Annotated in this window: 12 protein-coding genes and 1 rRNA gene; 12 read left to right on the top strand and 1 reads right to left on the bottom strand. The window is 71.4% G+C overall.

Annotated elements, in window-relative coordinates:
• The first annotated feature begins 68 nt into the window (after positions 1–68).
• Complete coding sequence (locus ACYVLJ_RS25225) at positions 69–566, top strand: helix-turn-helix domain containing protein (protein WP_451988769.1); 498 nt, start codon at positions 69–71, stop codon at positions 564–566.
• Between the two features lie 85 nt (positions 567–651).
• Here ACYVLJ_RS25225 and ACYVLJ_RS25220 read toward each other — a convergent pair whose 3' ends face one another.
• Positions 652–1,617 carry a helix-turn-helix transcriptional regulator gene (locus tag ACYVLJ_RS25220; RefSeq protein WP_460440607.1) on the bottom strand — a complete coding sequence of 322 codons (966 nt, stop codon included), beginning with the start codon at positions 1,615–1,617 and terminating at the stop codon, positions 652–654.
• An 83-nt stretch (positions 1,618–1,700) separates the two neighbouring features.
• Between ACYVLJ_RS25220 and argC the strand changes: the two genes are divergently transcribed.
• The 11 genes from argC to ACYVLJ_RS25165 form a co-directional block, all read left to right on the top strand.
• Positions 1,701–2,729, top strand: coding sequence for an N-acetyl-gamma-glutamyl-phosphate reductase (gene argC, locus ACYVLJ_RS25215; RefSeq protein WP_460440606.1), 1,029 nt, complete (start codon positions 1,701–1,703; stop codon positions 2,727–2,729).
• Positions 2,726–3,886 (top strand): bifunctional glutamate N-acetyltransferase/amino-acid acetyltransferase, encoded by a 1,161-nt coding sequence (gene argJ, locus ACYVLJ_RS25210; RefSeq protein WP_460440605.1) that lies wholly within the window; start codon positions 2,726–2,728, stop codon positions 3,884–3,886. Before argC ends, argJ begins: the two co-directional genes overlap by 4 nt.
• Complete coding sequence (gene argB / locus ACYVLJ_RS25205; RefSeq protein ID WP_451988765.1) at positions 3,886–4,803, top strand: acetylglutamate kinase; 918 nt, start codon at positions 3,886–3,888, stop codon at positions 4,801–4,803. The genes argJ and argB overlap by 1 nt, the downstream gene beginning before the upstream one ends.
• Positions 4,800–6,002, top strand: coding sequence for an aspartate aminotransferase family protein (locus ACYVLJ_RS25200; RefSeq protein WP_460440604.1), 1,203 nt, complete (start codon positions 4,800–4,802; stop codon positions 6,000–6,002). The genes argB and ACYVLJ_RS25200 overlap by 4 nt, the downstream gene beginning before the upstream one ends.
• Positions 6,002–6,928, top strand: coding sequence for an ornithine carbamoyltransferase (argF, locus tag ACYVLJ_RS25195; protein WP_451988763.1), 927 nt, complete (start codon positions 6,002–6,004; stop codon positions 6,926–6,928). Before ACYVLJ_RS25200 ends, argF begins: the two co-directional genes overlap by 1 nt.
• Positions 6,925–7,425, top strand: a complete 501-nt coding sequence (locus ACYVLJ_RS25190; protein ID WP_451988762.1) for an arginine repressor — start codon at positions 6,925–6,927, stop codon at positions 7,423–7,425. Before argF ends, ACYVLJ_RS25190 begins: the two co-directional genes overlap by 4 nt.
• Positions 7,422–7,703, top strand: coding sequence for an argininosuccinate synthase (locus tag ACYVLJ_RS25185; protein ID WP_460440603.1), 282 nt, complete (start codon positions 7,422–7,424; stop codon positions 7,701–7,703). Before ACYVLJ_RS25190 ends, ACYVLJ_RS25185 begins: the two co-directional genes overlap by 4 nt.
• A 34-nt stretch (positions 7,704–7,737) precedes the next feature.
• Positions 7,738–9,153: an argininosuccinate lyase gene (gene argH, locus ACYVLJ_RS25180; protein WP_460440602.1), complete on the top strand. Its 1,416-nt coding sequence runs from the start codon at positions 7,738–7,740 to the stop codon at positions 9,151–9,153.
• Positions 9,154–9,199: 46 nt separating this feature from the next.
• On the top strand, positions 9,200–9,829 hold the full coding sequence (locus ACYVLJ_RS25175; RefSeq protein ID WP_460440601.1) for a DNA-3-methyladenine glycosylase: 630 nt from the start codon (positions 9,200–9,202) through the stop codon (positions 9,827–9,829).
• 32 nt (positions 9,830–9,861) lie between these two features.
• Positions 9,862–11,136 (top strand): tyrosine--tRNA ligase, encoded by a 1,275-nt coding sequence (tyrS, locus tag ACYVLJ_RS25170; protein ID WP_460440600.1) that lies wholly within the window; start codon positions 9,862–9,864, stop codon positions 11,134–11,136.
• A 348-nt stretch (positions 11,137–11,484) separates the two neighbouring features.
• A 16S ribosomal RNA gene (locus ACYVLJ_RS25165) occupies positions 11,485–11,698 on the top strand; the annotation flags it as partial.

Here is an 11,698-nt window from a genome sequence, read left to right as displayed (position 1 = left end):
TCGGAGCGAAGTCGGCCGTGAGCAGCGCGTGGCCGAAAACTGTCGGGGGTGCGCGCTAGCTTCGCGGCATGTCGATCATCGAAGAGCGCCGGACCGAGGTCCGGGCGCAGGAGATCACCTACCAGATCGCGGTCGCCACCAGGACGGACGACGACCGCGCCGAACCGAACACCCGGGTGATGATCACCCTGGAAGCCGGTGGCCCCACGGGCGAACCGGTCGCCGAGGGCAGCCTGGACCTGGACGTCGCGGTGGCGTCCACGGTCGCCGACCTGGTCGCGGACGGGCTGCTGTCCGCGACCGGCGGGGGCCGGGCACCGCGGCGAAGATCCGCGGGCCGTCCTGCGCAGCAGGGCCGCCCGTGGAACGAGGAGATGGACGCCGAGCTGGAGAGCCGGTGGATCGCGGGCGAAAGCGTGGCGGACATCGCGGCGTACTTCGAACGCACTCCCGGCGGCATCCGCGCCCGGCTGCCCCGCGTGGGCTGCGACCCGGAGAACCCGGGCTGCTACCTCCCCGTGCCGCCGAGCCGGCGCGTGGACCTGGACGAAGGCGAGCCCACCTGAGCACGGCGGGCCGGTCCACGAAGGACCGGCCCGCCGCCTCATGCCCGGCAACGTCCAGGGAGGAAGAACCGTGCCCCATCACCGATCACGTTCGCGCGCCGGAAGCCGCCGCGGCGGCCCGGTCCGCGAGCACCTGCAGGTGCTCGACCAGTTCCGGCGGTTCCTCGACCGTGAACGCGCACCCCAGGCCCAGCAACCGGAACGCGAGCCAGTCCAGGGTGTCCGGGTGACTGCGCCACCGGCAGCGGCCGTCCGCCAGTTCGGTCAGCTCGCCGGCGGCCGCGCCGAGCCGGGGTGCGACCCGCGACGCCGGTTCCGCCACCACGGCCACCGCCCGGTACGTCGGCACGAGGTCGTAGAGCCGTTCGACGACGTAGGCCGCCAGGTCCGTCGCCGGCGGCTTGCGCTGGGCCGCGCGGCTGCCGGTCGCCTGGGCGTCGCGGACCCGGTCGGCCCGGAAGACGCGCCAGTCCGCACGGTCGAGGTCGTAGGCCACCAGGTACCAGCGGCGGCCGGCCGCGACCAGCCGGAGCGGCTCGGCCCGGCGCCGCGTCTCGCTGCCGTCGTTCGCGCGGTAGCGGAAGCGGACGGTCTCGTGGTTGGTGATCGCGCCGGCGAACACCGTCAGCTGGGCGGGGTCGACGGCCGGTCCCGCGGCCGGCACGGCGACCGTCGCCGTGCCGATCGTGCCCACCCGGCGGCGCAGCCGCGCCGGCAGGACCTGCTCCAGCTTGGCCAGCGCCCGCACGGACGCTTCCTCGATCCCGGCGACGGTCTGCCCGGCGGCGGTCCGCAGTCCCACGGCGATCGCGACGGCTTCGTCGTCCTCGAGGACCAGTGGTGGCATCGCCGTGCCGGCCACCAGCCGGTACCCGCCCGCGACACCGCGGCTGGCCTCCACCGGGTAGCCGAGGTCGCGCAGCCGGTCGACGTCGCGGCGGATCGTGCGCGGGCTGACGCCGAGCCGGTCGGCCAGCTCGCTGCCCGGCCACTCGCGCGGCGTCTGGAGCAGCGAAAGCAGGCCGAGCAGCCGCGCCGGGGTGTCCGTCATCGGCCCAGCATCCCAAGGTGGCGGGCACCACTTCCCGGTAATCCCGTTTGTTTAGCCTTGCAAGGGCGTGCATAATCATGCGTATGACGGTGAACATCGCGGTGGCCGGAGCCAGCGGATACGCGGGCGGTGAGCTGCTGCGTCTGCTCCTGACCCATCCCGAGGTCGAGATCGGCGCCCTCACGGCCGCCAGCAGCGCGGGTACGAAGCTCGGCGTCCACCAGCCCCACCTCGTCCCCCTCGCCGACCGCGTCCTGGCCGAGACGACGCCGGAGACCCTCGCCGGCCACGACGTCGTGTTCCTCGCGCTGCCCCACGGGCACTCCGCGGAGATCGCGGCGCAGCTCGGCCCGGACGTCCTGGTCGTCGACATGGGCGCCGACCACCGCCTGGCCGACCCGGCCGACTGGCAGCGCTGGTACGGCGGTGGCCACGCCGGCCAGTGGCCGTACGGCCTGCCCGAGCTGCCCGGTGCCCGCGAGAAGCTGACCGGCACCAAGCGCGTCGCCGTGCCCGGCTGCTTCCCGACCGGCGGGTCCCTGGCCCTGGCGCCGGCGTTCGCCGCCGGCCTGGTCGAGCCGGACGTCACGGTCGTCGCGGTCACCGGCACCTCCGGCGCCGGCAAGAGCCTGAAACCGAATCTGCTCGGCTCCGAGGTGATGGGCTCGGCGAGTGCGTACGGCGTCGGCGGCGCCCACCGCCACACCCCCGAGTTCGCGCAGAACCTCTCGGCCGTCGCGGGGGAGAAGGTCACCGTGTCCTTCACCCCGGTGCTCGCGCCGATGCCCCGCGGCATTCTCACCACGGCGAGCGCGCCGCTGAAGGACGACGTCGACGAGGCCGCCGCCCGCGCGGCCTACGAAAAGGCCTACGACGCCGAGCCGTTCGTCCAGCTGCTGCCCGCGGGCGCCTGGCCGGCCACCTCGGCGACGCTCGGCTCGAACAACGTCCAGCTGCAGGTCACGGTCGACGCCGACGCCCGGCGCCTGGTCGTCGTCGCGGCGATCGACAACCTCACCAAGGGCACCGCCGGCGGTGCCGTCCAGTCGATGAACCTGGCTCTCGGCTTCCCCGAGACCACCGGCCTTTCCACCGTAGGAGTCGCACCGTGACCGTCACCGGCCCCCAGGGCTTCCGCGCCGCCGGCGTCGCCGCCGGGATCAAGGCCTCCGGCGCCCTCGACCTCACGCTGGTCGTCAACGACGGCCCGCTCGACGTCGCGGCCGGCGTGTTCACCCGCAACGTCATCAAGGCCGCGCCGGTGCTGTGGTCCCAAGAGGTGCTCAAGCAGCAGCGGCTGAAGGCCGTCGTGCTGAACTCGGGCGGTGCCAACGCGGCCACCGGCCCCGGTGGCTTCCAGGACACCCACGCCACCGCCGAAAAGGTCGCCGACGTCCTGCAGGCGGGCGCGATCGAGGTCGCCGTCTGCTCCACCGGCCTGATCGGCGAGCGGCTGCCGATGGACGCGGTGCTGTCCGGAGTGGACACCGCGTTCAAGGCCCTCGACGCGAGCGCCGAGGCGAGCCTGAACGCCGCCACGGGCGTGATGACGACGGACACCAAGCCGAAGCAGGCCTTCGCGAAGCACGACGCCGGCTGGAGTGTCGGCGGCTTCGCCAAGGGCGCGGGCATGCTCGCGCCGAACCTTGCGACCATGCTCTCGGTGCTCACCACCGACGCCGTGGTGGACAGGGAAACCCTCGACCGCGCCCTGCGCGCGGCCACCCACGTCACCTTCGACCGGCTCGACGTCGACGGCGGCACGTCCACCAACGACACCGTCCTGGTCCTGGCTTCCGGCGCGAGTGGCGTCGAACCCACCGAGGCCGAGCTCACCGAGCTGCTCACCAAAGTCAGCCTCGACCTGGTCCTGCAGCTGCGCGCGGACTCCGAAGGCGCGACGAAGGACGTCGACATCACCGTCCAGGGCGCCGAATCCGAAGCCGACGCGATCGCCGTCGCCCGCACGATCGCGGAGGACAACCTGGTCAAGACGGCGCTGTTCGGCTCCGACCCCAACTGGGGCCGGATCGCGATGGCGCTCGGCCGGGTCCCGGCCCGCATCGACCCGGAGACGGTGTCGATCGCGATCAACGGCGTCACCCTGTTCGCGCAGGGCGTGCCCGGCGCCGACCGGTCCGAGGCGGACCTCACCGGCCGGAGCATCGAGATCGTCGTCGACCTCGGGGTCGGCGGCGCGGCGGCCACGATCTACACCACCGACCTTTCCCACGGTTACGTCGAAGAGAACAGCGCGTACTCCTCATGATGGGTTCGGATGCCTTGATCTCCGCGGACGAAAGACTGGCGACGGCGGCCGAAAAGGCGGGGGTGCTCATCGAGGCGCTGCCGTGGCTGCAGCGGTTCCACGGCGCCACGGTGGTGGTCAAGTACGGCGGCAACGCGATGATCGACGACGGGCTGAAGGCGGCCTTCGCCGAAGACATGGTGTTCCTCCGGCTGGCCGGTCTGCGCCCGGTCGTCGTGCACGGCGGCGGCCCGCAGATCACCGCGATGCTCAAGCGCCTCGGCGTCGAAGGCGAGTTCAAGGGCGGCCTGCGCGTCACCACACCGGAGACGATGGACATCGTCCGGATGGTGCTCACCGGCCAGGTCAGCCGCGAGCTCGTCGGGCTGATCAACGCCCACGGCCCGTACGCGGTCGGCATCTCCGGTGAGGACGCCCGGTTGTTCACCGCCGAGCGCAAACAGGCCACTGTGGACGGTGAGCAGGTCGACATCGGGCTCGTCGGCGAGGTCGCCGAGGTCAACCCGGACGCGGTCCTTGACATCGTCAACGCCGGGCGCATCCCGGTCGTGTCCACGGTCGCCCCGGACGTCGAGGGCGTCGTGCACAACGTCAACGCCGACACGGCCGCGGGCGCGCTGGCGGCCGCGCTGGGCGCGGAGAAGCTCGTCGTGCTCACCGACGTCGAAGGGCTGTACGCGAACTGGCCCGACCGCTCCTCGCTGATCGACCGCATCCGCGTCGACCACCTCGAGCCGATGCTGCCCACCCTGGCCAGCGGCATGATCCCGAAGATGGAGGCGTGCGTGCGCGCCATCCGCGGCGGCGTGCGCCGGGCGCACGTGATCGACGGCCGCCTCGCCCACTCGGTGCTGCTGGAGGTCTTCACCTCGCGCGGCATCGGCACCATGGTCTTCCCCGAAACGGAGCTCCCGTGACCGACCTCAAGTCCAATGCAGACGGCCGGCAGCACTGGCAGTCCGCCCTCATGGACAACTACGGCACCCCGGCGCTGACGCTCGTGCGCGGCGAGGGCGCGAAGGTGTGGGACGCCGACGGCAAGGAGTACGTCGACCTGGTCGGCGGCATCGCCGTCAACGCGCTGGGCCACGCCCACCCGGCCGTCGTCGAGGCCGTCACCGCGCAGATCAGGCAGCTCGGCCACACGTCGAACCTGTACGTCAACCCGGTGGCCGTCGAGCTCGCCGAGGCGCTGCTCGACGTCGCCGGCCTCACCGGCAACGGCAAGGTGCTGTTCGTCAACTCCGGCGCCGAGGCCAACGAAGCCGCCCTGAAGATCAGCCGGCTGACCGGGCGCACCAAGGTGATCGCCGCCGAGGGCGCGTTCCACGGCCGGACCATGGGCTCGCTGACGCTCACCGGCCAGCCCGGCAAGCGCGATCCCTTCAAGCCGCTGGTCCCCGGCGTCGAGCACGTACCGTTCGGGGACGTCGCGGCGCTGAAAGCGGCCGTCGACACCGAGACCGCGGCCGTCTTCCTGGAGCCGGTGCTCGGGGAGGCGGGCGTCATCCCGGCGCCCGACGGCTACCTGCAGGCCGCCCGCGAGATCACCAAGGCCACCGGCACGCTGCTCGTGCTCGACGAGGTGCAGACCGGCCTCGGCCGCCTCGGCACCTGGTTCGGCTACCAGCAGGCGGGCATCGTCCCGGACGTCATCACCCTGGCCAAGGGGCTCGGCGGCGGGCTGCCACTGGGCGCGGTGATCGGCGTCGGCGCGGCCGGCGATCTGCTCAAGCCCGGCCAGCACGGGACGACCTTCGGCGGCAACCCGGTGTGCTGCGCGGCCGGCCTGGCCGTGCTGAAGACCATCGCCGCGGACGGTCTCCTCGACCACGTTTCGGCGCTGGGCAAGGACATCGCGACGGGCGTCGAAGCGCTCGGCCACCCGCTCGTCGCCGGGGTGCGCGGCGCCGGCCTGCTGCTCGGCATCGCCCTGCGCGAACCCGTCTCGGCCGCGGTGGCCAAGGCCGCGCAGGACGCCGGTTACCTCGTCAACCCGGTCGCGCCGGACGCCATCCGGCTCGCGCCCCCGCTCGTGCTCGACGGCGACCAGGCCGCCGGCTTCCTCGCCGCCCTCCCGAACGCGCTCGACTCCACCACGAAGGACTCCGACTGATGCTCCGCCACTTCCTCCGCGACGACGACGTCAGTCCCGCCGAGCAGAAAGCCATCCTCGACCTCGCCGACGGGCTCAAGGCCGACCCGCTCGGCACCAAGACGCTCGCCGGCAAGTCGGTCACGGCGATCTTCGAGAAGAACTCGACCCGGACCCGGTTCTCGTTCGAGGTCGGCATCAGCCAGCTCGGCGGGCACCCGGTGATCGTCGACGGCCGCTCGATGCAGCTCGGCCGTGAAGAGACGATCGAGGACACTTCGCGGGTGCTGTCGCGGTACGTCGACGGGATCGTGTGGCGGACCTTCGCGCAGAAGCGCATCGAAGCGATGGCCTCGGCCGCCTCGATCCCGGTGGTCAACGCGCTCACCGACGAGTTCCACCCGTGCCAGGTGCTCACCGACCTGATGACGATCCGCGAGCGCAAGGGCAAGCTCGAGGGCCTCACCCTCGTCTACCTCGGTGACGGCGCCAACAACATGGCGCACTCGCTGCTGCTCGGCGGCGTCACGGCCGGGATGCACGTCCGGGTCGTCTCGCCGGTCGGCTTCCAGCCGGACCAGGGCGTGATGCTGGACGCGAAGAAGCGGGCGAGCGAGACCGGCGGCAGCGCGACCGTCTACACCGACCCGTACGCGGCGGTCGACGGCGCGGACGTGCTGGTCACCGACACGTGGACGTCGATGGGGCAGGAGAACGACGGGCTCGACCGGGTCGGCCCGTTCCGGGCGCTGCAGGTCAACGCCGAGCTGCTGAAGAAGGCCGCGGACGACGCGATCGTGCTGCACTGCCTGCCGGCGCACCGCGGCTGGGAGATCACCGACGAGGTGCTCGACGGCCCGGCCAGCGCGGTGTGGGACGAGGCGGAGAACCGGCTCCACGCCCAGAAGGCGCTGCTCGTCTGGCTGTTCGAAGAGAGCCGGCGATGACCAGCAGCCGGGTGGGGCGCCAGGCGCGGATCACCGAGCTGGTGTCCACTATGACCATCCGCAGCCAGACCGAGCTGGCCAAGCTCCTGGCCGCGGAGGGCATCGAGGTCACCCAGGCGACGCTCTCGCGCGACCTCGACGAGCTCGGCGCGGTCAAGCTGCGCGGGCCGGACTCGGGTGCGCCGGTCTACGTCATCCCGGAGGACGGCAGCCCGGTCCGCGGCGTGCAGGGCGGCACGTCCCGGCTTTCGCGGCTGCTGGCCGAGCTGATGGTCTCGGCCGACTCGTCGGGCAACCTGATGGTGCTGCGGACCCCGCCGGGGGCCGCGCAGTTCCTGGCCAGCGCCATCGACCGGGCGGCACTGGAAGAGGTCGTCGGCTCGATCGCGGGCGACGACACGGTCGCCGTGATCGCGCGCGAACCCCTGTCCGGCAAGGAACTCGCCGAGCGCTTCGCCGCGCTCGCCCAACGATCGGCAGACGAAGGAACACCATGATCGGCGACATCTTCCCGGCGGAGGGGGAGTTCCTCGCACCGGACGAAGTCGTGATCACCTTCGACCACGGCGTCCCGGTGGCGATCGACGGCGAAACCGTCTCGGTCGCCGAAGCGCGCCGGATGCTGAGCGCGCGGGGCGAGGCGCAGCGGATTGGCCGCGGCGAAGCGTGCGCCGCACTCGAACGGCGGGCCGGCCGCGGATGCGCCAAGCTGACCGACGCCGCGTCGGGCGAAATCCGGCTGGTCCTCCACGACGGCCGGATCACGGTCGCTTGAACAACCCAACGAACACCGAGGAGAAGCGAGAACAGTGAGCGGGAACGAGCAGCCGGTGCAGCTGTGGGGCGGCCGGTTCGCCAGCGGTCCGGCGGAGGCCATGGCCGCGCTGAGCGCGTCGACGCACTTCGACTGGCGCCTGGCGCCCTACGACATCGCCGGTTCGCGCGCGCACGCCCGCGTGCTGCGCAAGGCGGGTCTGCTCACCGACGACGAGCTCACCGGCATGCTGACCGCGCTCGACGCGCTGGCCCAGGACGTCGCGTCGGGGGCGTTCACCCCGACGATCGCCGACGAGGACGTGCACACGGCCCTCGAGCGCGGTCTGCTCGAGCGGGCCGGCACCGAGCTCGGCGGCAAGCTGCGCGCCGGCCGCTCGCGCAACGACCAAGTGGCCACGCTCTTCCGGATGTGGCTGCGCGACGCCGCCCGCCGCGTCGTCGCCGGCGTACTCGACGTCGTCGACGCGCTCGTGCTCCAGGCGAAGCAGCACCCGGAGGCGATCCTGCCCGGTCGCACCCACCTCCAGCACGCCCAGCCGGTGCTGCTCGCGCACCACCTGATGGCCCACGGCCAGGCGCTGCTGCGCGACGTCTCGCGGCTGCAGGACTGGGACGCCCGCACGGCGGAATCGCCGTACGGCTCGGGCGCGCTCGCGGGCTCGTCGCTGGGTCTCGACCCCGAGGCCGTCGCCGAGGAGCTGGGCTTCGCGACCAGCGTCGAAAACTCGATCGACGGCACGGCTTCGCGCGACTTCGTCGCCGAGTTCGCCTTCGCCGTCGCGATGCTCTCGGTGAACCTGTCGCGGATCGCCGAAGAGGTGGTCATCTGGAACACCGCCGAGTTCGGCTACGTGACGCTGGACGACGCGTGGGCCACCGGCAGCTCGATCATGCCGCAGAAGAAGAACCCGGACGTCGCCGAGCTGACCCGCGGCAAGGCGGGCCGGCTGATCGGCAACCTCACCGGCCTGCTCGCCACCCTGAAGGCGCAGCCGCTGGCCTACAACCGGGATCTGCAGGAAGACAAGGAGCCGGTGTTCGACTCGGTCGAGCAGCTGGAGCTCCTGTTCCCGGCGATCGCGGGCATGCTCGCCACGCTGACGTTCCACACCGACCGCCTCGCCGAACTGGCCCCGGCCGGGTTCACGCTGGCCACCGACATCGCGGAGTGGCTGGTGCGCCAGGGCGTGCCGTTCCGCGTCGCGCACGAAGCGGCGGGGGAGAGCGTCCGCGTCGCCGAGTCCCGCGGTGTCGGTCTGGACGAGCTGACCGACGAGGAGTTCGAGAAGATCAACCCGGCGCTCACGCCGGAGGTCCGCGCCGTCCTCACGGTCGAAGGCTCGGTGAAGTCGCGCAACGCCCGCGGCGGCACGGCCCCCGAGCGCGTGGCCGAGCAGCGCGCGCGGCTCGAGGAGCGCGTCACCGCGGCCCGGCAGTGGCTGAACTGAGCCGGTGGTTACGCTCGGTCCGGTAGACGGGGCGAGGGGAGATCGTGTGAGCGACCGGCTGTTCACCCGTGAAGAGCTGGCGCTCGACCCGGTCGACCTCGCCCACCTGCTGCTCGGCTCGGTCCTCGAGGCGGACGGACCCGACGGCACCGTCGGCGTCCGGCTCGTCGAGGTCGAGGCCTACCGCGGCGAGGACGACCCGGCGTCGCACTGCTACCGCGGGCAGACCCCGCGCAACGCCGTCATGTGGGGTCCGGCGGGTCACCTGTACGTGTACTTCGTCTACGGGATGCACTTCTGCGCGAACATCGTCGGCTCCCACGACGGCGTGGCCGGCGCGGTGCTGCTGCGGGCCGGCGAGGTCGTCACCGGCCTCGACGTCGTCCGCAAGCGGCGCCCGAACGCGCGGGGGACCGGCGAGCTGGCCAAGGGGCCGGCGATCCTGACGTCGGTGCTGCGCATCGACCGCGAGCAGAACGGCGTCGACCTGACCGACCCGGCGTCCTCGGTCCGGCTGCGCGTCGGCGAACGCGTCCCCGCCGAGTCGATCCGATCCGGGCCCCGCGTCGGCGTCGCGATGGCGATGGACACGCCGTGGCGGTTCTGGGTCGACGGCTCGCCCGCGGTGTCCACCTACCGCCGCGGCGGGAAGCGCCGGGTTCGACCCGCCGTTTAGTCGGTTGACCAGGTGCGGGAGGATCTACAGGCGTGAGCGAACACATCCTCGACGAGCTGTCCTGGCGCGGCCTCATCGCGCAGTCCACCGACATCGACGCCCTCCGGCGCGAGCTCGACCAGGGTCCTGTGACGCTCTATTGCGGGTTCGACCCCACCGCGCCCAGCCTGCACGCCGGCAACCTCGTCCCGCTGCTCATGCTCAAGCGCTTCCAGCGGGCCGGGCACCGGCCGATCGTGCTGGCGGGCGGCGCGACCGGGATGATCGGCGACCCCCGGGACACCGGTGAGCGCACGCTGAACACCCTTGACGTCGTCGCCGAATGGGCCGGGCGCATCCGCGGCCAGCTCGAACGGTTCGTCGACTTCGACGACTCGGAGACCGGCGCGATCGTCGAAAACAACCTCAACTGGACCGGGCAGCAGACCGCGCTGGAGTTCCTGCGCGACGTCGGGAAGCACTTCTCGATCAACGTCATGCTCAACCGCGAGACGGTCAAGCGACGGCTCGAGGGCGACGGCATGTCGTACACCGAGTTCAGCTACCTGCTGCTGCAGTCGCAGGACTACCAGCAGCTCTACCGGCAGTACGGCTGCAGGCTGCAGGTCGGCGGGTCCGACCAGTGGGGCAACCTCGTCGGCGGCGTCGACCTGATCCGCCGGACCGAGGGCGCGGCCGTGCACGCACTGACCGCGCCGCTGGTCACCGACGCCGAAGGCCGGAAGTTCGGCAAGTCCACCGGCGGCGGGAACCTCTGGCTCGACCCGGAGATGACCTCGCCGTACGCCTGGTACCAGTACTTCGTGAACGTGGGCGACGCCGACGTCATCCGCTACCTGCGGATGTTCACGTTCCTGACCCAGGAGGAGATCGCCTCGCTGGAGGAGGACACGAAGGAACGTCCCCACCTGCGGGCCGCGCAGAAGCGGCTGGCGGAGGAGTTCACCGTTCTGGTGCACGGTGAGGAGCAGACCCGGCAGGTGATCAACGCCAGCCAGGCGCTGTTCGGCCGCGGCGAGCTCGGTGAGCTGGACGAGCGCACCCTCGACGCGGCGATGGCCGAGGTGCCGAACGGCAAGGTCGACGCGACGGGCGAGGCGACGATCGTCGACCTGCTGCTCGCCGGCGGCCTGGTGGACAGCAAGGGCGCGGCGCGGCGCACGATCAAGGAGGGCGGCGCGTACGTGAATAACGTGAAGGTCGCCGACGAGGAGTGGAAGCCGTCCGCCGAGGACGCGCTGCACGGCAAGTGGCTGGTGGTCCGCCGGGGCCGCCGCAACGTCGCCGGCGTCGCACTTGGCGGCTGACCGGCCCGGTGGCCCGGAACAGGGCCCTGACCTGCTGAAACGCGGTTAAGGGACCCCCCTGTTTCGGGCCCTCTCGGGGGGTGTAAAGTTCTCCAAGTCGCCAGGGAGACCAGGCGGCCGCCGGGACACGAACCAAGCTCTCGCGGATCGCGATTGAGTGGGTGTCCCACCAAAAACTGCTAGGAATAACTCGCTTCGAGTAAGGCCGCTTGACGGCGGTGCGACTCGGGGTGTGTTGCTTGAGAACTCAACAGTGTGCTAGTGAACTAAGCCAGTAGAGCTTATGTATTGAACCTCGTATGAGGTTCCTTTGAGAGCATTGAATTGCCTCGGTTGAATTCGAAGACATTGTTGGAGAGTTTGATCCTGGCTCAGGACGAACGCTGGCGGCGTGCTTAACACATGCAAGTCGAACGCTGAACCCACTTCGGTGGGGGATGAGTGGCGAACGGGTGAGTAACACGTGGGTAATCTGCCCTGCACTCTGGGATAAGCCTTGGAAACGGGGTCTAATACCGGATATCACAGCTCCTCGCATGGGGGGTTGTTGAAAGTTCTGGCG

Source organism: Amycolatopsis stemonae, assembly GCF_054781455.1.
This window is presented reverse-complemented; position numbering and strand designations above follow the sequence as displayed.

Excerpts from the sequence above, each read along its gene's own strand:
- ACYVLJ_RS25225 (WP_451988769.1), top strand. The coding sequence starts at position 69 with ATGTCGATCATCGAAGAGCGCCGGACCGAGGTCCGGGCGCAGGAGATC.
- ACYVLJ_RS25220 (WP_460440607.1), bottom strand. The coding sequence starts at position 1,617 with ATGACGGACACCCCGGCGCGGCTGCTCGGCCTGCTTTCGCTGCTCCAG.
- argC (WP_460440606.1), top strand. The coding sequence starts at position 1,701 with ATGACGGTGAACATCGCGGTGGCCGGAGCCAGCGGATACGCGGGCGGT.
- argB (WP_451988765.1), top strand. The coding sequence starts at position 3,886 with ATGGGTTCGGATGCCTTGATCTCCGCGGACGAAAGACTGGCGACGGCG.
- argF (WP_451988763.1), top strand. The coding sequence starts at position 6,002 with ATGCTCCGCCACTTCCTCCGCGACGACGACGTCAGTCCCGCCGAGCAG.
- ACYVLJ_RS25190 (WP_451988762.1), top strand. The coding sequence starts at position 6,925 with ATGACCAGCAGCCGGGTGGGGCGCCAGGCGCGGATCACCGAGCTGGTG.
- ACYVLJ_RS25185 (WP_460440603.1), top strand. The coding sequence starts at position 7,422 with ATGATCGGCGACATCTTCCCGGCGGAGGGGGAGTTCCTCGCACCGGAC.